Raw genomic sequence first — 22,351 nt, forward strand, 5'->3', positions numbered from 1 at the left:
AAAACCCACACAGGATACATTAATGATAATAATTATCATTTGAGATTGATCAAGGTTCCAACTTTTATCTCATTTTGTATCAGCCATCGCAGGCCTCATGCAGCCACAGGTTTAGCAGTGCCGCCGCTCACCATAGCGCCTCCGCGCCATCAGCGCTGGCAAACACTAAGTGCAGCGGCGCACTCGATTCTTTGGTGGATCAGCTCTTTGGCGACTCGGTTATTGGGCGATTTAGTTCAGTGGCACAAAAATGTCGGTGATAAGGTCACACTCGTCCACCTGATGCACAAAGTTCAGGTACTCGAAAAACAGCGGCGCCTCACGCACAGTCTCGCCGCTTTGGGGCAGCCAGTCGCGGAAAAAACCGTAAATACTGGCATCCATGGTGGCATGGCTACCGAGGTGGCGGATAACGGCGTATCGTCCACCAGCGATTTCACCATTCTCCACACCTTGGGGATTGGCAGGCACGGTTGCTTTGACACTACCCGCCACTTTAAAGCGAAACTCATCCGGCGCCATGGTCGATGGGTCGCCATTGGGAATGCCAAAGGTGCGCGAGCTGGCAATAGGTGACAGCCCGGTTTGCTTGCGCCACTCGATAAAACGCGCGCTGGTATCGAGCACCCGCGCCGGGTTGCCCTTGTGTTCCAGCCAGGCCACGGCCAGGCTTGGCATCTCAATCAGTTTTATGTCCATATCGGTTCCTGTTAACCCTTGCTGGGGCACTTTGATACTGTCCATAACCGAGTGCAACTGCGCCCAGTCAGGTGTCTGTCGAAATGCCGAAGGGCTCAGGCCAAGCTCGCGCTTAAAGGCACGGCTGAAAGCCTCGGCGCTGTCAAAGCCAGCCTCCAGCGCAATATCGAGCACCCGCATGGAATGCTCGAATCCGAGCCGGAACGACGCCCGCTTCAGCCGCTGCAACTGCACAAAACGCCCCAGCGGGATGCCTAGCCCGGCCGCAAACAGTCGATGAAAGTGAAACCGCGACAAATGCCCCACCCGACTCAGGGTATCCAGATCCAAGGAGTCATCCAGATGGTGGGCGATATGCTCGCACACCCTCTTCAGCCTCGGGTCCAGCGCATCCGAGAGGCTGGCCGTTATAAGATCATCGAGCTCTTGTTGTTTCAGTTTCATCTTATCCCTTACTGGCACAGACCTGCGCCTACCCTACCGCATTCAACGACGTCAGTGTGCCAAAACCCGCCAAATTCTACCTGACCGATATTGCTGAGTTGACGCTCATCACCACAAGTGCCAGAGATTTACTCTCTCAGGCTCAGGGTTACGGCATTCCCCTCTTTACTGGCCTGTAGCTGGGTGAGCATCCGCTGGTAATGATGCTGCCAGTAGGGATGGTCGGTCAGCGCCAACGCCTGTTCGAGCTGCTTGGCAGCTGCAGCGTTTTTACCCTGAGATGCCTGAATGGTGGCAAGTTCAAACTTGAGGCTGTGGTTCTTCGGCAAAGCGGCGGCGGCCTCGGTCAGCACGGCCATGGCCTGCTGCGGGGCGTCCGGCAAAGAGGCTTTGGCGAGTGCCGTGAGCGTACCTTCCGCCGAGACCTCAAAGCCATACACATCCCTGGACAGGTGCTGATAATAAGCAAGGATTGCCGCCACACCCTGCTGGCTGACGGCGCTGTCGGCAGCGAGTGGCTTATGCACATCGTCGAACACAAACTCTATGCCGTGGGCAACGCCCAGCACCGGCTGAGTCATGTAATAAGTGCCATCGAATCTGAGGCTTTGCCATTTAAGGCTTTCTGGCGCCTTGGCCTTGAGCAGGGTTTCAAACTCGGCGAAGGCGCCCAACTCGCCACTCTCGAAATCACTGTCACTGGTGGATATTTGCAAAAAGCGCGTCTTACCTGCGAGGGACTTATCCAGGGTTTTAAGCCGGGTTTTCGCCTGTGATTGCAGCTTGGCAAAGTCGTCACTCAGCACTGGACTGATGGCGATATAACCGTTGAACAGCGCCGGACGGTGCAGCAGTGAGTACAGCACCAGGCCACCATTGCCGGTAAAGCCGCTGACTATTTTAAAGCCATTGCTGAGGTATTTGGCTTCAACAGCGGGCAACAGTGAGTTTTCAACGAAATCCAGCAGCGCTTCATCGCCGGTTTCTATGGCCGCCGATTTAAGCATGCCCAGACCTTGATGGCCGTTGGGCGGGGTGATCACTATGGTTTCAACCCAGGGCCAGCCGCCATTGTGGCTCATCCAGTCCTGCATTCCGGCCAGCAGCGGCTGCGCGCGGGGATGCCAGTCGAGCATCAGCACGTATTTCTGGGTTTTATCTTCGCCGTAGTTTGCAGGCAGGGTGATAGTGAAGGTGGCGGGCTCGTCCCCCAGCAGTGGCGAGCGAACCTCAAGCGAGTCTGACGATGGGCCTTCTGCCGCCTGAACCTGCGGCGACAAAGCACTGATACTCAGCAAGCTGCCAAGCAATAAGGTGATGATTATTCTCATTGAATTTCCTTTATTGGTGATTTTTCATCCTTATTGCAGCTCAAGCTAAAGTAGCAGCCAGGGCATCGCAAGTGAAAAGTCTGCAACCGGGCCGGTGCCACGCCGATTTCAGCCGTTCAACTGACCGATTTATCTGGCAAAGGGGCGCAATTCACTTTAGGATCTGCCTGCATCTTGGGCACTGTCTTTTGGCAGCAGTTAGTGGAGTAGCAATATCATGGGTATCAGAGCCATAGTCGTAGACACCGCCGGCACCACCACGGATCTCAACTTTATTCAGGAAACCCTGTTCCCTTACTCCGCCAAGGTGATGGCCGAGTTCCTGACTGAACAGCAGCACAATCCATTGGTGGATTACTGCATGAGCGATGTGCGTGATATCGCGCTGGAACCCGATGCCGATGTGGCCCGCGTGGCCGAGATTCTGGTGCAGTGGATTGCCGAAGACCGCAAAGTCACGCCGCTGAAAACCCTGCAGGGCCTGATTTGGAAACAGGGCTATGGCAAGGGTGAATTCAAAGGCCATATCTACCCCGACTTCATCGAAGCCATTAAGCGCTACCGTGCCCAGGGCCTGCGGGTATACAGCTTTTCCTCGGGTTCCGTCGATGCGCAGAAACTGCTGTTTGGCCACAGTGACGGCGGCGATCTGACCGAGCTGTTCAACGGCCACTTTGACACCCGCACCGGCAACAAGCTGGACAAACAGGCCTACTGCAACATAGTCAACACCATCAGCCTGACGCCAAGGCAAATTCTGTTTGTGTCGGATCTGGTGGACGAACTCAAGGCCGCCGAAGCCGCTGGCATGATCACCTGTCAAATGGTGCGTGACAGCGCCATTCGCACCGGTAAATACCGCATCATCCAAAACTTTGATGAGCTGGCCTTCGACTGAGCCAACAGATGTTGCAGCGGCTTTTGCCTCGAAAATGCCCCGCCATGCGGGGCGTTTTGTTTTTTGCTTGAGCCTGCCCACGGTGCCTGTTAAGCTCGAACGAATATTAAACAGGCGTTTGAATCATGCAAAACTATTCCGACAAGCACCCCCACATCAGCCATATCCCTGTTGCCTGGGGCGAAATGGATGCCCTGCAGCACGTTAACAATGTGGCCTATTTCCGCTATTTCGAGACCGCCCGTATCGATTTCTTTGGTCGCTTCTTCCCACTGGATAACATGTATCGCCAGGGGCTTGGGCCGGTTATCAGCGAAAATCAGGCCAGATACAAACGCCCCGTAACCTATCCCGACACCCTGCAAGTGGGCGTTTGGGTGTCGGACGTACACCCGGACCGCTTCACCCTGCACTATGAAGTGTTCAGCGAAGCCCAGCAGGCCATCACCACCACAGGCAGTTCCATTGCGGTTATGTTCGACTTCAAACTGGGACGCAAAGCCGATATGCCGTCCGAAATGCTGGCCTTGCTCAAAAATCTTCAGCAAAGCGAACCTAGCTGACTTGTGATTGTCTCACCCTTGATTACACTTGGGTTATTGCCACGAAGATGGCATGAGAATAACGACAACACTTATTATTGGCAGCGCGCATGAAATCCAAATTATTCCGTGTCATCGGCAGCTTTATGCTGCTCGGCCTGATGGCCGCTCCCGGCGCCTTTGGCGCCAGCAAATCTGAGACCAGCAAGCAGGAGTTGGCCTCCTACAGCGCCATGTTGGTCGACACCAAAACCAACGAAGTGCTGTATTCCAGCAATCCCGAGGCTGTGATGCCCATAGCCTCGGTCTCCAAACTCATGACCGCTATGGTCACTCTGGATGCCAAACTCTCCCTCAAAGAGAAGCTCACCGTCACCGTTGCCGAAAATCCCGAGATGAATAATGTGTATTCCCGCATTCGCCTCGGCAGTACCTTAAGCCGCAAAGACGCCATGCTGCTCACCCTGATGTCGTCGGAGAATCGCGCCGCCACGACTCTGGCCCATCATTATCCCGGTGGATACAAGGCCTTTGTGAAAGCCATGAACGCCAAGGCCAAGGCGCTGGGCATGAGCAACAGCCACTTTGTTGAGCCCACCGGCCTGTCGGAGAAAAACGTATCTACGGCTGCGGATCTGGTTAAGTTGCTGCAGGCAGCACGCAGTTATCCACTGCTGGGCGAGCTGTCCTCTACCCCCAGTAAGTCAGTCACCTTTGGCAAACCCAGATACAGTCTGGCGTTTTACAATACCAACCGGCTGGTCAACAAAGACAGCTGGGATATCAACCTCACCAAGACCGGTTACACAGACGCCGCGGGCCACTGTTTGGTTATGCTGACCCGCATGGCCAAGCGGGATGTGGCCTTTGTGGTGCTGGACTCTTTCGGCAAGCAAACCCATCTGGGCGATGCCGGCCGCCTGAAAAAGTGGCTTGAAACCGGCAAAGTCAGCCCGATCCCGGCATCGGCCAAAACCTATAAAGAACAACGCACCCGCGAACGCAAAGGTAATAACAAGGCTTAATCATGGAAGACATAGTGCACGATCAACAGCAACAGGCGTTTTTGCTTGGCCACCAGGGAGTGGAAGCCAGGCTTGAATATCAGCGCCGTGGTGATGCCATCGACTTCAGTCGCACCTTTGTGCCCCCGGAGCTACGGGGTCAGGGGCTGGCCGAACGTTTAGTGCGTTTCGGACTGGACTGGGCCAGGCAGCAAGGACTCGACATCCACGCCAGCTGCTGGTACGTTCAAAAATTCCTGTAGCTATGCGTATTTAAAGGACACATCATGCCGACCCATCTGGTTGCCGCCACAGAATTCCAGACCAGCACCTGGTCCGGGGGCACCAGCACCCAGCTGTGGATCTATCCCAAGGGCGCAAGCCTGGCGGAACGCGACTTCGATTTTCGTCTCAGCAGCGCCATGGTCGAGGCCTCAGGCCCTTTCAGTGATTTCAGCGGTTACGACCGGCTGTTGATTGTATTGAGCGGCCAGATGTCGCTCACGGTAGATGGGGTAAAGGGCGCCGCCGAACTTGGCGCCGACACCGCCCCCTTCGAATTTGCCGGAGCCAGCCAAATCCATGCCGAACTTGGCAGTGCCGCGGTGGAAGACTTTAATCTGTTTGTGCCCGGGGGCGTGAAAAAAACCGCCGCGCGCCACAAGCTTGAGCCGCATCAGCGCTGGCATCAGCCGAATATGCCCCAGGCGCTGGTGTATGGCATTTATCTGCGTCAGGGTTACCTGATTGCCGGTGAAAACCTGATTGATAGTGAGTACCCACTAATCATTTCATCCACGCCGTTGAATCTGTTGACCGAAGCCCCCAGCGACTTTATCGCCTTTGCCATCGGCCATCGCCAATAAGCCGGTTCAACGGCTATCGTAACGGCGGATTTGCCAGAATTTCTGCTTCCAGTAGCTGTTGGTGAGGGAGGAAATCATTACCCCCTGACTGGTGGAAGCGTGCACAAAACGCTGGTCGCCCAGAGACACTCCCACATGGCGGGTACTCCAACCGGTTTTGAAGAAGATTAGGTCGCCTGGGCGCTGCTTGCCCTTGGCCACAGGCTCACCCAGTTCAAGTTGCTCTTCAACCGTACGCGGCAGTGCTTTGGCTGCTAAATCCCGGTACACCAGCAAGGTAAAGCCGGAGCAGTCTATCCCCTTTTTGCTCATGCCGCCGAGACGATACGGCACCCCTTCCCAGTCGGCATAAAGCCACAGCAGCCGCTCGGCGCTGAGGCTGTTGCTGCTGGCTTGGGCCGGGACAGCGGGCAGCTCTGGCTTTGAGCTACAGCCCACCAGCCACAGGCTGCCCCCAAGCAGCAACAGGCGAAATATCTGTGTCATCCATGACATGGGCATTACTTCTTGGGTCTGAATGGCTTGATCACCGACTCATCGCATTCAAGATAAGGGCCGTCCATCAGGTCGATGCAATAAGGGATGGCCGGGAACACAGCATCCAGACATTCACGGATAGATTTGGGCTTGCCGGGCAGGTTTACTATCAGGGTATCGTCTCTGAGACCGGCTGTTTGGCGCGACAAAATGGCCGTTGGCACAAACTTCAGTGACTCGGCACGCATCAGCTCGCCAAAGCCCGGCATCATTCGATGGCACACGGCTTCTGTTGCTTCCGGGGTCACATCACGCTTGGCAGGACCTGTGCCGCCAGTCGTGACCACCAGACAGCATTGCTCGTTGTCGGCCAGATCAATCAGGGTCGCTTCGATATCGGCCTGCTCATCGGGAATAAGGCGATAAACGCTTTCCCATTCACTGGTGAGGTAGGCATTGAGGGTGTCGATAATAGCTTGACCCGAGAGATCTTCGTAGATACCGGCGCTGGCGCGGTCACTGACGGTCACGATGCCGATTCTGGCTTTGGCCATGGCTGCTTCCTTATGGCAAGACGGAGCCGCTCAGGGCGGCAACTTAATGGTCCTCTAAAATAACACAATCAGCAGCTTGCCAAAGTATCCCGGGTCACAAAGGCGACCGGGTTCAAACTTCAGGGTGACTCAACAAGATAAGATACGAGGTGAGCGGCAGGATGAAGCGCGGATATTGAGTACCTGCATTCAGTGCCTACATTCAGTGCCTGCACAGGGGGCCAATATTGGATACCGAGGTTAAGCGCCGGGCATTCAGGCAGACTGAACCTGACTTTGCTCCAGGGTATCCTGCAACGTCGCCAGGAAGCGCTCGCGATTAACAGCCAAAAACTCCCATTGCAGATTACGGGCGGCAACTTCCATTTCCTTGGCCACCGCAGCCAGTGGTCCCATGCACAGATTGCTGGCCGCGCCTTTAATGGAATGCACTGCGGTGCGCACAGCAGCGAAGTCTTTGCGATCCATGGCGGTTTCAAAAGCCTCGCGGTACACCATCATTTCTTCAACAAAAACCGTGAGAATGTCGCCCAGCAGCTGCTCATCGCCCGACATCAATTGCAGCGCGCAGTGCCGGTCAAACAACTCTTCCGGCGTCACCAGCACCTCGCCCTCTTCATCGGATGGCTGCATATGCTGTGCGCTCAGGTAACGCTGCAACACCTCACTCAAGACACCGATTTCCAGCGGCTTGGCGACATAGTCGTTCATGCCGGCCTCCAGACACTGCTCTTTATCGCCTTTCATGGCGTTGGCGGTCATGGCGATAATCGGGATGTCTTTACACTGCTCACCGGCATCGCCCAGGCGAATCGCCACCGTGGCCTGATAGCCATCCATTTCCGGCATCAGGCAATCCATCAGTATGATATCGTAGTTTTTGTGTTGTAGCGCAGACAGCGCCTCGAGGCCATTGAAGGCAACGTCCACATGATGCAGCCCAAGATTTCGCAGCATCCCCAGTGCCACCATCTGGTTTACCTTGTTATCTTCCACCAGCAGGATTTGCGCCGAGTCTTCAAAGTGCCGCTCGGCGGTTTCAAATCTGTGCTCTTCTTCAACGCCGCCACCACTCAGAATATCTACCAGCGCCAGGGTTTGCGGCGGACGGCAGATAAACTGGCACTTGGGCTCGGCATCGGCCTGTAAACTCAGCTGCTGCTGATGGGAAATCACCGCCAGAACCTGACAATGCTGCTGTTGACCAAGATCCGCCAGCCAGTCCAGCTCGGCATTAATGGATGCCAAATGCTGCGGCACCGAATAAATCAGCCAGTCAGATTCCTGCAGCCCCAGGCTGGCTTCCAGGCCTTCGCGGCCATTGAACGACTTCACCTGCAATTTCCAGCCGCTGAAAAGCTCCATCAGCATCCGCTCAGAGGCCCCCAGCTCTCCCGCCATAAACACCCGGCCACAGGGCAACACCGGCGGCCAGCTGCGGCTATGGTTGGCCATGTCCGGCTTGAGGTGAATATGGAATTTGAACGTACTGCCGGCATCTTCGGCGCTGATCACCTTGATATCGCCATCCATCAGTTCACACAAACGCCGGGCAATCGACAAGCCCAGTCCGGTGCCACCAAAATGACGGGTGGTGGAAGAGTCAGCCTGGGTAAAAGGCGAAAACAGGTGGTCTTGCTTATCTTTCGGGATACCTATGCCGGTATCTTCAATGCTCACATCGAGCCGCAAGCCACTGGAGGCCTCGCGCTGCGCCTGCACCCGGATGGCAATCCAACCCATTTCGGTAAACTTGATAGCGTTGCCCACTAGGTTTACCAGCACCTGCCGCAAACGGCTCGGATCACCGCGCACCCAACGCACATGGATGCCGGAAACATCCAGCAGCATTTTCAGCCCTTTATCTTCAGCGCGTATTGCCAACGGCTGCACAAACTCATCCAAAAGCTTAACCAGATCAAAGGGAATTTCTTCAATCTCAAACTTGCCGGATTCGATTTTGGAGAAGTCGAGAATATCGTTGAGCAGGGTCAGCAACGACTCGGCGCTGGAGGAGGCTACAGACACGTAATGGCGCTGCTGAATCGACAGTTCAGTGCGCCCCAGCAGCGACAAAATGCCAATCACGCCATTCATGGGGGTGCGGATTTCATGGCTCATACAGGCCAGAAAATCGGCCTTGGAGCGTGATGCCGCCTCGGCCTTCTCCCGGGCATCCATCAAGGCCCAGTTGTTGAATTCCAGCTCCTGGGCATAGCTTTCAATTTTGCGCTCATTGGCCTTGATGCGGCTTAAGTCCTCGATACAGGCAAAAAAGCCAACCACCTCACCTTCGCTATTAAAATCAGGCACATAAGTTGCCTGAATATAACGAACCTCCTCACCACTTCGCTCAATATCTGATTCAAACACCTGCTGCAGGCCTTCCAGTACCCGCTGCTGATAAGGGCGAACCAGCTCTTCGATGGGGGCAGGCAACACATCAGCCACCAGATGCCCAAGCACTTCTTCTTCAGATTTTTCAAGCCATTGCAGATACCTCTTGTTGATAAAGCGGTAACAGCGGCTGGCGTCTACATAGGCCAGTTGCACCGGGATCACATTGGTCACCGCATCGATGTAGCGCCGGGAATCTTCCAGCTCCTTTTCCTGGGCAATCCGCTGCTTGATGGAAGCATTGTAGCTGTCGACCAAAAGCCCGAATTCATCATCGGACTCAAGCGAAATCTCCCGCTGGTGATCGGCAACTATCTGCCTGCGAATGGCGCTGATCGGCGCCAGCACCACCCGCTGCTGCACCAGGGTATTAATGCCGAGCAGCAGCAAAAAGCCCAAACTCTGGATCACTACAAATTCAATCAGGTCCGCGCGGGCCTCCACCTCCAGCGGCGCTGTGTTGTAGGCCACATAGAGCGCGTATGGCCTGAGCCGCTGCGCTTCGGGGGAGATAAGATATAGTCTCGAGCTTTGATGGAAGATGCCATCCATCATATGCAACTCAACATTATTGGATTGGGTCAGGGCATCGCCGATAAGCTTGCGGATATTGTCGCCATAGACTTCGGCCACGGTGCGGCCCAGGTACTCTGAGTGATTGTCAGCGACAATTCGGTCTTCGCTGACAAGGCTCATACGGGTGATGGACTCCTTGGTGGAAAGTGCCAACACCACCCGTTGTAAATCGGTGCGGCTGGCCCGGGTTTCAAGCGCCAGATTCAAGCTGTTGAGCAAGTCCACCATCTCATGGCGGGCCTGATCTTTAATACGCTCCCGCATGTCGGCCTGGTAATACAACGACACCAGCAGGCACACCACCACCGCCAAAAAGGCCGTGGCTACATTCAGCTTGTAGCCCAGGCTCTTGCGCCCTTTGCCGGAAAATCCAACCATTACCTGGCTCCGGGTAAGGTAAACATTCCAATCACGTGACTGCAATCCCCTTGCAGGGCATTGATGTGCTTAAGTGTGGTGCACACCGAGCGCGCCATGTTTTCGAGCGCAGCCACATCACTGAAAAGCCTTTGCTGGTCAGCCTCATTCAACAGGTACAAATCGTTAATGGCAGCAATGAAGTCTTCTGGCGGAATACCTTCGCGCCGCGCCATTATGGCAACGGCTTCTTCCTGATGAGTTTGAAAGTAGGTGAGTGATTTTTGCCATGCCTGATGCAACTTGGGCACCAGATCCGGCTGTGATTCCAGCACCTTCGCCGACAACGACAGGGTGTCGAGAATTTCGCCGGGGATCTCACGGGTAGTAAACACCAAGTGGTGCTCATCGCTTTTCAGCGAAGTCAGTGAGTAAGGGGGATAGGTGACCATGGCATCAATGGCACCTGATGCGAGCAGCCGCGCGCCATCGCCCTGTTCCACATTCACAACCTTGACATCATCAAGCAGCATACCATGTGCCGCCAGCGCGCGGGTCAGGACATAAATGCCGAGAGAACTCACCTCACAGCCGATGGTTTTCCCCTTCAGTGCCGACAAGTCAGTGAATTCCTTACGGGTGACAATCACATCACCGCCGTTGGAGTAATCCGCTGCCAACACCACCTTGATGGGCTTGCCGCCGAAGGCTTCTACCTGGACGGCTTCAATCATGGTGCTGGTAAAGCCATCAACCCGTTCCGACAAGTAAGCACGCTGGGCATCCGATAAAGTCGCCACCTGCACCAACTCTATATTTAATCCAAGCTCGGTGAAAAAGCCCTTTTTCTCAGCCAGATACAACATTTCATAGCCGGGCCAGGGATTAATGGCCACGATGATTTTGGGTGCTGGCGCAGGCTGACAGCTAAGCAGAAAACAGGCCATCACCAGCAGAAAGAGGTGTCTCATGGTTATCCTTCCTGTTGATTTTGTTGCTCTTGGAGCTTGGGCTTGATGGTCGATGCTTCGGCGCGGCAACACACCACCCGATTGCGTCCCTGAGACTTGGCCCGGTACACCCCATCGTCGGCCATCACCAGCAAATGCGAAAAGTCGGCGTTATAAGGGCTGGCTTCCACCAGGCCGAAACTGCCGGTGATCTTAAGCCCCTCGGGCTCGAGATCCTCCAGTTGCTGGCGCAGCTTTTCCATTTTTTGGGCAGCTTTATCCAGGCTGCAATCCAATAAAATCACAAATTCTTCGCCGCCCAGGCGCGCGACCACATCTTCTTTGCGGGTGCTGGAATTGAGCAGCTTGGCCACCGCCATCAGCACCTTATCGCCGGTGATATGCCCATGGGTGTCATTCACCTTTTTAAAATGATCGATATCCACCAGCACCACTGTCATCGGCGAGCGATGACGCACCACCCGCGCCAGCCGTTGGCGGGCGGTTTCCACCAAGAAGTGACGGTTGTAAAGGCCGGTGAGCTGATCGTGCAGCGCCATAAACTGCAAGCGGTCACGCTGTTGTTTGAGCTGAATATGGGCAGAGACGCGGGCACGTACTATGGCAGGGCGAATGGGTTTGGTAATGTAATCCACAGCCCCCAGCTGCAAGCCAAGGGTCTCATCATCATCGGTATCCTTGCCGGTGACAAAAATAATCGGGATTTCGGCGGTCATGGGATCGGACTTAAGCGCCTTGCATACCTCGTAGCCATCGAGGTCGGGCATCACCACGTCCAGCAGGATGAGATCAGGTTGAGGTTCACTGCGGGCAAGCTTGAGACACTGGGCGCCACTCACGGCCTCACGGACGTTATAAAGGCCCTTCAGGCACTGCCCTATGACCAATAGGTTCGTCCTTACATCATCCACAATAAGAACGGTAAAAGGTTCCATCATCTTGGCTGCCCACTCCCGGCTCACACCCGAAATCCTTCCTGTCTGGAAAAGTGTAGCAGCCAAAAAAAAGGGCGATGGAAAAAGCCCTTATTTTCTGTAGAAAAATAGCCCGAAAGGCTCGCTTTTCGAGGCGAATTATGTGGCGGAACAATAAAGTTTGTACACTGTCGATGATGTGTCTTAAAAAAACAGCCAGTTAATGGAAAACTGTCTTTGGGGAGAACTCCATTTGATCGTATGAATTCTCAATTCATTATCAGTGAGAAAAACTATTTCAACACAGGCATAAATTGCTACGCGCTATCTGCCTGCCAGCGTGCCAAATGAAGTTCCATTGGGCTCCAAGCATCATTGGCTAGTAGGTTTATCGGCCTTCCTTGTAGGGCAACTCTAGTTAACGTGTAGGAGTTTTGAAACATGTACGCCAAACTCAATTCAGATAGACTGACCTTAAAAGTCGATATCTTTTCCTTCATGACACAAATCTTTGACTGGCAGGAATTGCAATCTGCTCCTTTTTTCTTCGAGTAAACCTCTTTAAGAATACCTTGTTTTCTCGGCCCAAGCTCCAACCCTATAAAGTCAACATGCTCTAAATAGAACTCGCGGAGCAACTCAGGTTCAAGCGAAGACATAATTATAAGTAGAGCTGTAAGTGATTGTTGAAGCTCCAATTTATGTAACCGTGTTACATTTTCCACGAGGTAAAGACCGTCAATAAGAACGGATGAGCGAACATCAGAGTTTTTAATGCGGCTTGCATTTTTGTAAACCCAAAAAGCAAGGGGAATCTGCAGGCAGACTGCAGATTTCAGCGGAAAGAAATACTTTCTTCGAATTTTGGTGTCTTCCATCTCTAAGGTAGACTGTGATGAACGAGAAAGCTGCTTAGCAGTAGGAATATCTTTTCCTCGAAGAATGTTCTTTACCGCTTTAACCGACTGACTAAACCCCAGCTCAGGAAGCTCCCTCAGAGGAGTGTCATGAATAAGGCAATAGTTTGATACACCCCAGAAATGCCTAAAGTAGCCATACCCTAATTGCTCAATCCCTTCTCTTATACAATGCAAACAATATCTTATTCGATTGGAATGCTTGCTGACTGCCACCTTGTCCCTAGTATGAAAAAATGTGCTTTTAAGTGCGCTAACATATCGGTCAGGACTATCAAAAAGCCAGTTACCTAGGCCATCAATCGACTTACTGATATCAATAGCTTCCAAAAGCTGATGGTCGGAAAAGCTATAAAAGAGATAACGGAGTTCGTTGTTAGCATATGGATCTTTGACCCAATTACCATTTTTCGCTATCACACCTACAGGCTTTGCTTCTGGAACATGGTAGAGCTGGGTACGAAGCAAAAAGCTATGTATTGACTCATCATTACCTTGAAAGCGTCGGAGTTGATCACGCACCGTTTTTTTAAAATTATCACTCATTCAAATACAACTCCGCCATACCATCCAGACGGCTTTTTGCTTCTTTCCAATTAGGCATCACACTGGTCAACAAACGCCAAAAACGCTCACTGTGGTTATACTCAGCTATATGGCAAAGCTCATGCAAAATCACATAGTCAATACACTCTTTTGGCGCTTTGATAAGATGAGGATTCAGCATCAACGTGCCTTTGGCTGAGCAACTTCCCCACTGTTTGGTCATCGGCAAAACGCGAAAACTGGGTACACAGTCAACCCATGGGGTTTGAGCAAGAAGAAAACTCAATCGCTCATGGAAAATCTCCTTTGCTCGGAAGCTATACCACTCAGAAACCAGATTCTTGACCATTGCATGTTTGTCATTGTTGAAACGTATCAAGCTAACCTGCAGCTTACCCCGCTCCATCTTTACCGAGTTCACTCCATCTGGATCTGGATTTTCCACAACTTTAAGTACATAACGCCTTCCTAAATAGAACTGCATTTCGCCACTTACATATGCTTTGGGCTGCACATATGCTAAATGACCACGAAACTCCTTAAGCGCTTCATAAATCCAGCGCGCTCTTTGCATCACACCAGCATGAATATCTTCCCTTTGTGCATCCTCTGGGGCACTCACCACGATTTCGCAATTGGGATGCACCTTAATAGCAATTTTTCGCTGCTTTCCTTCACGGTGAAGTTTACGCACCACAGCATAGGTAACAGCTTCATCACCATAGACGAAGCTGTATTCCTCTTGATTACCCTCAGTTGCACATATTGAGGTCATGCACTTTCTCTTTGAATCGAAACCTATGAATTAAAACCAGCCACACCAAAGCGGGTAATGTGGATCACATCCTTGATAAGTGCCTGCGCCTTCTCAATGCCCAAATCACCGAACAGCAGGGGCAACAACCCTAGGTTTATCTGCTGTTCAATTTCCTGAGGGTTTAGCGAGTATTCAGCAACAGCCTTACGCACAATGACATCAATCTGCTTGGCGTAGTCAAAACGCTGCGCTTCAGTCAGTGGCACAGCCTCATTCCCCTTCATAAGGAACAGACCATAGTACGCCTGCACATGCTTTCTGTTTTGTGGTTCAACCGTTTCCAAACGCTCAGACGGCATTCCTTCAACGTTGCGCTCTTTGACCTGCTTTTCGAAATCGGCAAACAAGAGGTATTGTTTCACTGGGGCATCAAACATCTCTCTGGTCTGCTCAATGGCTTTTTTCAGCAGGTTAGAAAAATACTCCTGGGCATAAGGGTCGTCCGCCAAGTCCTGCTCAATCATTTTGGTGATACGGCCTGTAATCGCATCTTTCTTATTACGTGCATCGTCATCTGTCATGTCTTCGGGGGCGACATCTTTGCCCATGTTACCCACCAGATACGCGCCTTCAGGCTCTTTGATTTCTACCCCAGCGATGTGCTTATCCAGCAAACCGCGAATGCTGTCGGCATATTCGTCGTAATCGATAGTTTCTTCAGCGTCTTCTCTTACCTGCTTACGCAACTGACTCATGGATTTGAGCGTTTGTTTGTACAAGTCCCGCTTGTCATCGAAGCTCTTGTCTTCGAAGTAGGTTGCTGATTGCAAAGCAACCTTTAGGCAGTTGGTAAAAGCGGTCAGCGCGGCATAAAAGTCTTCGCGTTTTTTCTGGTTGATGTCCGTTGGCTGGTCATCAATAAATTCGATTTTCGGAGCCAATGCCTGACGAAGCCCCGCCCCATCTTTTTTATTCTTCACACCGTCAAAAGTCGCCCACAGCGCCGAATACAAGCCTGGTAGCTTCTTGTATTCAGTATCCATACGGTTATAAAGACCTTTAATATCATCAATGTCATAACCGCCTTTGGTACGCTCCGCCAACGCATTGTAGTCAGCAATCGAAGCATCCAGCGCCTTCAGAATGCCGCGATAGTCGATGAGATAGCCAAACTCTTTCTTCTGATGCAGGCGGTTCACACGGGCAATAGCCTGAATAAGGTTGTGCTGTTCCAACCGCTTGTCGATATACAGCACGGTGTTTTTCGGTTCATCAAAGCCCGTCAGAAGCTTACTCACCACGATGAGCAAATCTGGCCCGTCTTCACGGGCAAAATCATCTATCGCTTGTTGGGTATAGACCTTCTCATCCATGTTGCCGACGTTTTCTTTCCACCAGCGCTGGATCAGCTCTTTGTTCTCCCCTTCAACGTCTTCGTGCCCATCACGGGAATCAGGTGAGGACATCACAACCCTAGAACTCACCTTGCCAATATCATCCAACAGCGCTTTATAGCGAATAGCAGACTCGCGGGAATCACAAGCCAGTTGCCCTTTCAAGCCATCTTGTTTGAAATTCTGGAAATGGTCAGAGATATCGTGAGCAATCAGCTCCAAGCGTCCTTCGGTTTGATAAATTTGCCCTTTTTGCGCAAATTTTTTCTTTAAGTCAGCGCGTTGGCTCTCTGTCAGCTTGTCCGTCATGCGGTCAAACCAGGCATCTATAGCTTTGTCATTGGTGCTGAGTTCTGGAATGCGCTCTTCATACAGCAATGGCGTTACCGTGCCATCCTCCACCGCTTGCTGCATGGTGTAAGCGTGAATGATTCTGCCAAACTTATTTTCGGTCTTGTCGTCTTTGAGCAGCGGCGTCCCAGTAAAGCCGATATAGGCAGCGTTAGGCAGCGCCTGTTGCATACGTATATTGTTTTCACCGTTCTGGCTGCGGTGGCCTTCATCCACCAGCACAATGATGTTCGGACTGTCGTTGCGGCATTCTGGCAGCTTGATGGCGGTAGCGAATTTATTGATGAGCGAGAAAATGATGCGCTCATTGCCACGGCCTATCTGCTCAGCCAAGCGGCGACCCGTGGTTGCCATTGCCAGCTTTCTGTCTTTGTCTGACAGTGCGCCGCCAGAGGCAAAAGTACGGGCAAGTTGCGCTTCCAAATCAACGCGGTCAGTCACTACCACCACGCGGCAGGTTGCCAGCGCTTTAAGCCAAATCAGCGCCTTGGCAAGAAAGACCATGGTGAAAGATTTACCTGACCCCGTAGTGTGCCAAATCACCCCACCGTTTCGCGCCCCTTTTCCATCAAACGTGGTGATGCGCTCTACCAGCGCTTTGATGCCGAATACCTGCTGATAACGGGCAACGATTTTGCCAGCTTTTTTATCAAACAGCGTATAGAGGCGGGTCATTTCCAGCAGACGGTCTTTACGCAGTAGCGACACCAACAAACGGTCTTGGTCGGTGACTGTCAGCTCGCCACTGGCGAGCAGGCTCAAGTACTCGTCACGTACCTTGGCGGGACGATGATGAAAAATGGCCTCTTGTTGCGCCTGGCTTAACGTACTGTTTTTAAGCTCAGAAAATTGCTTTTCAGAAATGGCTTCTTCTTTCCACTTCGCCCAAAACTTAGCGGGTGTACCACACGTGCCATAAAGCCCCTTATTGCCGTTTACAGAAAGCAGCAATTGGCTGTACGCGAACAGATGAGGGATTTCCTCGACTTTCTGGTTGCGGATATTTTGCGAAATCCCCTCTGAGACAGTCGGTTTCCCATCACGGGAGGAGTCAGGTCTTTTTGCTTCAATGACAACCCATGGCAGGCCATTGACAAAACAGACGATGTCAGGAATGCGGTTTCCTGTGCCATTACTGTTCTGCACCACAAACTCTTCGGTAAAGTGGAACTGGTTGTTCTCAGGGTGCTCCCAGTCGATGATCTGAATCGTTGGGTTCGCCTTCTTTCCATCAACGAACTCGGTTACCCCTTTGCCATAAGTCAGGGTGTTGTAGAGTTTCTCATTGGCGGTGCGAAGCCCATCGTTCATGGCAGGGAATGCCAACTCCTGAACGATTTTGTCGATTGCAACCGCCGACAGGGGCTGCTCTTTGCCAAGAAAAGGAAAGGTGCGGCTTTCCAGCACAGATTTCAGCACCTCAGGCAAGATAACCGTTGAGGTGTTACCGCGCATTTTGGCGCAGGTTTCTGGCGGTATAAAGGTGTAACCAAGATGCGTTAACAAGGCCAGTGCAGGGAGCTTGGCACTGAACTCTTCGTTAAAATTTGGAGTGTTTGAGAGACTCATTGCTGCACCCACTGGCGTAACACATTAACCAATACAGGAGAAAAAGCTTCTAAATGTCCGTCTTTCGGCGTGCGAAGATCATCAATGACTATCTCTATTAAATCATCATCTTCAAGACCATCTTCAGGGTCTACACCATTTGCGAATAGCAAACTTTGAATTGCAATCTTCCTTTGTTCAATGAGCGAACGATTATTCGCTAAGCTATCCCCTAGGTTAAGTACATTGATAGTATCATTCGCCCTTTGCGATAAACCTTTTACCTGACCACTAAGTGAAAACTGCAACTCAGTCTCGCATTCATCCATCAGCGGAGTTAACGATAGCGGTCTTGAACCGTGTGAGTCATCACACTGATGTGGGGTTGTGCAACTAGCAACGATGTTTGTGATATCAAGACTTCTATTTGGCGCAATACGCCTAGCCTCAACATGTTCATTCATCGTGTCGTCGTTTTTACCGCTAATTGACTTACAACAATACGCACACAAATAGAATTGCCATTTAGTACAAGATTCCCTGATGTCCTGTCTTTCAACATCAGTCAAGTCTTTGTACCTTCCAGTGGGATTCGTTCGCTTCCACTCTTTAAGGCTTTCAGGCTCCTGAGCCGCTAATTTATCTATCTTTCGCAACTTTCAGCTCCTTTTTGCGAAGCAATAGCCTAGCTTTCGATAACTCTAAGTTTGAAGCTGGAAGCTCATGTGACAACTCTTCAATCAATCTCTTAGCGTTTGGTATATCAGTATCGTTAATCGCATCAAGCAACACAGTGAGCTTTTCATTTATTGATGCATTACGAATATCGGTATCCATAATTTCCAGCAACACTGTATTTGCATCGAGACCATAAAGAGGTGGCAAACGTTTTATTTCATTCTCGCCGATTAAATAAGTTAGTACGTTTTTACTGTCGCTAATCACTAATGGAGAATGTGTTGTCAGTACAAATTGGCAATTAGGGAACGTCGAGGTCAGTTGTTCGATAATAGAACGCTGCCATTTAGGGTGCAGGTGCATATCCACTTCGTCAATAAGCACTATCCCATCACCTAGCAGTGGGTTTTCAAGCTCAGGATTCATTACTGCAAGTCGTCTTGCGATATCTCCAATCAACGCCATCATTGATTTTTCGCCTTGCGACAGCTGCGCTACGTTAAACGGCTCTCCATTTTTATCTATAGACATATGTAGATGGGGTTTACGTCTAACACGCAAGTTTGAAAACTCAGGCATAAACTTGTAGATAGCAGCACGTACCGCCGTGAGCTGCCTGTCTCTCGTCGACGCTTTTAAAGAATTTAAAATCGACCAAGTTTTCTCATCATCTCCCAAAGCATTCTTAATAACTTCCAGAGCCTCATTAGATAGCCCTGTTTCGTTTTCCGAGTCTTCACGTTCTCGATACCATTCAAAGAAACGCCTAAAGTCAACTCCTTGGCTCAAGGAGTTGTCATAGCCATCTAACTGGAGAAAGGTATGTCTGCGTCTAATTTTCAGTGGAATATCAATCACTACCCTCTCAACAGAATAAAAAGCGATTAAAGGCAATGATGCGTTATCGTGTTTAGATAACTGAGAACGAAAATGATCCGCTAGCGCAGAAGCGCCAGTATAATCACTTTTGTGTTCTCCTTTTCGCCCTTTTCGGGTCTTCGCGATTCGCCAGCGGAAATAGTTCTCGTCAAACGCTTCGACATCCCCATCCTCTAAATCACCGTAACAATGATTGAAAACCTCAATATCTATCGCAGCAGAAGGTGCACCGTTATTTACGACTAATTCAGGGATTGGACTTCCTTTACCCGAATCTGTCTGAATGCGCGAGACCAACCAGCTCAATGATGTAGTGAGAGACTTCAGGATTGACGTTTTACCCGAACCATTGTTACCGACAAATACCGTCACATTGGTTTTCAAATCACCAAGTGGGGCAAGAGGGATTTCCAACTGATCAAAGCGTCCTACTTTATGTAGCCGTATGTTTTTTACTTCCATTCAGTTATGTCTCCCTCTTGAAGTTCAGTTATTACTCGACGTTTACCCGTCAACAGTTGCTGCATCAGGGCTTTTTTCTCTTCTTTGAGTTGATTCAGTTTTCGCTCAATCGTTGCAACTTCTTTGTCAGCAGCGGTAAGGACTTTCGCGATTTGATTTTGTTCAGAGACTGCTGGAACTTTCATTGCCAACGCCATAAAGTCTGAAGGCTTAACATTCAGCAATCCATGCGCTCGTCCACCTTCAGCGGCAACTTGAGTTAAGCCCTTATTCAATAGCCCTGACTCGAAATACTGCTCCATAAAGCAGCTCGATGTGGCCTGCTCATCCTTAATCTCAAAGCAGATGTAAAGACTGGTTACTACACCATCTTCATAGCGATTGAGCCGCTTTATTGCCCCCATGGGATAGCCATTCGAGTAGCTCTTGTTATATGCGAACTGGCCTTTACGAAGAATGAAGTAGTTATCAAGCGTTTCTGATGCAACGGATTTTTTGAAAAACTCTTCTTGGCGAATAAGTCCATGCTGCGCAGAAATAGTAACAACATTGGTGCTTTGGCCGTTATTCTTCTCCGTCAAACGAGAGAACAATTCAGACAGTTGAACAGTGTCCCACGCCCCCTCAAACGCCTTGCCTGTTTCAGGATTCAGCAAACGCTTCTTCCCTGTCAGCAACTGCTGCATCAGCGCTTTTTTCTGCTGCTTGCTGGTTTCCACCAGTTTCTCCGTCGCGGTGATCGCTCTGTCCCACGTGGAGAGGATTTGAGCGATTTTGCGTTGTTCTGGGAGTGGTGGTAGAGGAACGACAATATCACTCAAAATCTGTTGACTAAGATTGGAAATATTGGTGCCACCACCACTCTTTGAGAACTGCTGCTTAACCAAAGAAGAACGAGACAAAACCGCCAAATAATTTGGCAGCGCTGAATCAGCCACTACACGTCCTCGAATTGTAAATCCTGAAAATGATAACTTTTCCGTTACACTCGGGAAGAATAAGCACCTACCAATTAACGCTTTATTGCCGTTGGAACGGACAAACAGCAGGTCTCCGCTTTGGATAAGGTCGGTATTCTTTACCTTGTTTGCCACTGATATAGTTTCTAAAGACTCAAAAGAACCAAGCTCAAAATTGTCTTTAAAATCTGCTACTCCGATAATTTTTATTGACTCGCCTGAGTCAGATTTAGAGTAGTTCAGACCGTTCCTGAACTCTGCCAAAGAGCCGAAACTGACAATATCCCACCCCTTAGGCACCATAACCCAGCTCCTTCAGGTAGGCCGCCATTTCGATTTCCAATGCATCGAGTTCTTTTTGCAGTTCCTTACGCTCAGCACGTACTGCCATCAAATCGATTTCCATCTCTTCTTCAAAGGTATCGACATAACGCGGGATGTTGAGGTTAAAGTCGTTTTCCTTGATCTCATCAAATGAGGCAAGGTAGGCGTACTTGTCTACGCTTTCACGGGCTTGGTAGGTTTCGACAATTTTCTGAATATTCTCTTCACTCAGAATGTTCTGGTTTTTGCCTGGTTTAAATTCGCGTGACGCATCAATAAACAGTACCTTGTTGTCGGTTTTCTGCTTTTTGAAAATCAGAATAGCCGCAGGAATGCCCGTGCCGAAAAACAGCTTTTCTGGCAAACCAATCACCGCATCCAGCAGGTTTTCTTCAATCAGCTTCTGGCGGATTTTTCCTTCGGTAGAAGCGCGGAATAGCACGCCATGTGGCACGACTACACCCATGCGCCCGCCTTGGCTTGTAGGAGAAGCGGGCTTCAAGGTTTCAATCATGTGGGAGATAAAGGCGTAGTCACCTTTGGTTTTGGGCGGAATGCCACGGCGAAAGCGACCATAAGTATCGTCACCTGCACCTTCATGGCCCCACTTATCCAGCGAAAACGGTGGGTTCGCGGTTACCACATCAAAGTGGATCAGGCCATTACCTTCCAGCAATTTAGGGTTACGAATGGTATCGCCCCATTCAATGCGGTGGTTATCTTCCCCATGCAGGAACATGTTCATTTTTGCCAGTGACCAGGTCGAGCCAATCGCTTCCTGACCATAAAGCGCATATTGCTTGGATCCGTTGAAGTTTTTTTGCACCTGCTTGCCACATTTCATCAGCAGGGAGCCTGAACCACAGGCAGGGTCACAAATGGTGTCACCTTGCTGTGGGGCCAACAAAATAGAGAGCAAATCCGACACTTCTGGCGGGGTATAGAACTCACCTGCTGATTTACCACTGCCAGCAGCAAAGTGCTTGATCAGATATTCGTAGGCGTTACCGATAATGTCTAACGTACCAATTCGGCTTGGACGCAGGTTCAGCTCAGGCTTACCGAAATCTTCCAGCATATGACGAAGAATGTCGTGCTTTTGCTTTTCTTCACCCAGCTTGTCGGTGTTGAAGCTGATGTCGTGAAACACCCCTTTTAGCTTGTTACCGTTGGCCTCTTCAATGGCATGCAGTGCTTTATCAATGCGTGTGCCGTTGCCAGGTGCATTACGCAGCTCAAACAGATCCCAAAAACTTGCACCTTCTGGAATTTTGAAAGATTGGTTAGCCATCATGGCATCGATCAGGGCTTGGTTATCACCATATTGGCCTTTCAGCTCCTCCAGCTTGTCGCGGTGTACGTCAGAGATGTACTTAAGAAACAGCATGGTAAGGATAAAGTCTTTATAGATAGAAGGGTCGACTGTGCCTCGGAAAGTGTCGCAGGCAGCCCAAACGGCTTTGTTAATTTGATCCTGATTAATTGGTGAATTTGGCATTTATTATC

At 50.8% G+C, this 22,351-nt stretch carries 19 protein-coding genes; 5 read left to right on the forward strand and 14 right to left on the reverse strand.

Annotated features, from left to right (window positions below; all coding sequences use genetic code 11):
* Positions 1-231: 231 nt before the first annotated feature.
* Positions 232-1,143, reverse strand: a complete 912-nt coding sequence (locus MJ923_RS17500) for an AraC family transcriptional regulator (protein ID WP_240592193.1) — start codon at positions 1,141-1,143, stop codon at positions 232-234.
* A 128-nt stretch (positions 1,144-1,271) separates the two neighbouring features.
* Positions 1,272-2,474, reverse strand: a complete 1,203-nt coding sequence (locus MJ923_RS17505; protein WP_240592194.1) for an alpha/beta hydrolase-fold protein — start codon at positions 2,472-2,474, stop codon at positions 1,272-1,274.
* Between the two features lie 217 nt (positions 2,475-2,691).
* Between MJ923_RS17505 and mtnC the strand changes: the two genes are divergently transcribed.
* From mtnC to MJ923_RS17530, 5 genes are all read left to right on the forward strand, one after another.
* A complete protein-coding gene (gene mtnC / locus MJ923_RS17510; protein ID WP_126168925.1) occupies positions 2,692-3,372 on the forward strand; it encodes an acireductone synthase in 681 nt (226 codons plus the stop codon).
* A gap of 125 nt (positions 3,373-3,497) precedes the next feature.
* Positions 3,498-3,935, forward strand: coding sequence for an acyl-CoA thioesterase (locus MJ923_RS17515; RefSeq protein WP_240592195.1), 438 nt, complete (start codon positions 3,498-3,500; stop codon positions 3,933-3,935).
* A gap of 125 nt (positions 3,936-4,060) precedes the next feature.
* Positions 4,061-4,939: a D-alanyl-D-alanine endopeptidase gene (pbpG, locus tag MJ923_RS17520; RefSeq protein WP_240592230.1), complete on the forward strand. Its 879-nt coding sequence runs from the start codon at positions 4,061-4,063 to the stop codon at positions 4,937-4,939.
* A gap of 2 nt (positions 4,940-4,941) precedes the next feature.
* On the forward strand, positions 4,942-5,181 hold the full coding sequence (locus MJ923_RS17525) for a GNAT family N-acetyltransferase (RefSeq protein ID WP_126168922.1): 240 nt from the start codon (positions 4,942-4,944) through the stop codon (positions 5,179-5,181).
* 24 nt (positions 5,182-5,205) lie between these two features.
* Complete coding sequence (locus MJ923_RS17530; protein WP_240592196.1) at positions 5,206-5,784, forward strand: HutD/Ves family protein; 579 nt, start codon at positions 5,206-5,208, stop codon at positions 5,782-5,784.
* A 6-nt stretch (positions 5,785-5,790) separates the two neighbouring features.
* Here the strand turns inward: MJ923_RS17530 and MJ923_RS17535 are convergent, their stop codons facing one another.
* The 12 genes from MJ923_RS17535 to MJ923_RS17590 all read right to left on the reverse strand — a co-directional run bounded on the left by MJ923_RS17535 (position 5,791) and on the right by MJ923_RS17590 (position 22,343).
* Positions 5,791-6,279, reverse strand: a complete 489-nt coding sequence (locus tag MJ923_RS17535; RefSeq protein WP_240592197.1) for an NlpC/P60 family protein — start codon at positions 6,277-6,279, stop codon at positions 5,791-5,793.
* Between the two features lie 5 nt (positions 6,280-6,284).
* Positions 6,285-6,815 (reverse strand): molybdopterin adenylyltransferase, encoded by a 531-nt coding sequence (mog, locus tag MJ923_RS17540; RefSeq protein WP_126168919.1) that lies wholly within the window; start codon positions 6,813-6,815, stop codon positions 6,285-6,287.
* 255 nt (positions 6,816-7,070) lie between these two features.
* A complete protein-coding gene (locus MJ923_RS17545; protein WP_240592198.1) occupies positions 7,071-10,166 on the reverse strand; it encodes a hybrid sensor histidine kinase/response regulator in 3,096 nt (1,031 codons plus the stop codon).
* Positions 10,166-11,116, reverse strand: a complete 951-nt coding sequence (locus tag MJ923_RS17550; protein WP_240592199.1) for an ABC transporter substrate-binding protein — start codon at positions 11,114-11,116, stop codon at positions 10,166-10,168. The genes MJ923_RS17545 and MJ923_RS17550 overlap by 1 nt, the downstream gene beginning before the upstream one ends.
* Before the next feature lie 2 nt (positions 11,117-11,118).
* A complete protein-coding gene (locus tag MJ923_RS17555; RefSeq protein WP_338092241.1) occupies positions 11,119-12,078 on the reverse strand; it encodes a GGDEF domain-containing response regulator in 960 nt (319 codons plus the stop codon).
* Between the two features lie 269 nt (positions 12,079-12,347).
* Positions 12,348-13,493 carry a TniQ family protein gene (locus MJ923_RS17560; protein ID WP_240592200.1) on the reverse strand — a complete coding sequence of 382 codons (1,146 nt, stop codon included), beginning with the start codon at positions 13,491-13,493 and terminating at the stop codon, positions 12,348-12,350.
* The gene (locus tag MJ923_RS17565; protein WP_240592201.1) at positions 13,486-14,268 is read right to left on the reverse strand and encodes a M48 family metallopeptidase; all 783 of its coding nucleotides are present in this window, start codon (positions 14,266-14,268) and stop codon (positions 13,486-13,488) included. Before MJ923_RS17565 ends, MJ923_RS17560 begins: the two co-directional genes overlap by 8 nt.
* Before the next feature lie 23 nt (positions 14,269-14,291).
* Complete coding sequence (locus tag MJ923_RS17570) at positions 14,292-17,564, reverse strand: type I restriction endonuclease subunit R (protein ID WP_240592202.1); 3,273 nt, start codon at positions 17,562-17,564, stop codon at positions 14,292-14,294.
* Positions 17,561-18,199, reverse strand: a complete 639-nt coding sequence (locus MJ923_RS17575) for an HNH endonuclease family protein (RefSeq protein WP_240592203.1) — start codon at positions 18,197-18,199, stop codon at positions 17,561-17,563. The genes MJ923_RS17570 and MJ923_RS17575 overlap by 4 nt, the downstream gene beginning before the upstream one ends.
* Positions 18,183-19,562: an AAA family ATPase gene (locus MJ923_RS17580; RefSeq protein ID WP_240592204.1), complete on the reverse strand. Its 1,380-nt coding sequence runs from the start codon at positions 19,560-19,562 to the stop codon at positions 18,183-18,185. The genes MJ923_RS17575 and MJ923_RS17580 overlap by 17 nt, the downstream gene beginning before the upstream one ends.
* Complete coding sequence (locus tag MJ923_RS17585; protein ID WP_240592205.1) at positions 19,553-20,824, reverse strand: restriction endonuclease subunit S; 1,272 nt, start codon at positions 20,822-20,824, stop codon at positions 19,553-19,555. Before MJ923_RS17585 ends, MJ923_RS17580 begins: the two co-directional genes overlap by 10 nt.
* Positions 20,814-22,343 carry a type I restriction-modification system subunit M gene (locus MJ923_RS17590; RefSeq protein ID WP_240592206.1) on the reverse strand — a complete coding sequence of 510 codons (1,530 nt, stop codon included), beginning with the start codon at positions 22,341-22,343 and terminating at the stop codon, positions 20,814-20,816. The genes MJ923_RS17585 and MJ923_RS17590 overlap by 11 nt, the downstream gene beginning before the upstream one ends.
* Positions 22,344-22,351 lie beyond the last annotated feature (8 nt).

It is taken from the genome of Shewanella zhuhaiensis, from assembly GCF_022484835.1.
GTDB lineage: Bacteria > Pseudomonadota > Gammaproteobacteria > Enterobacterales > Shewanellaceae > Shewanella > Shewanella khirikhana.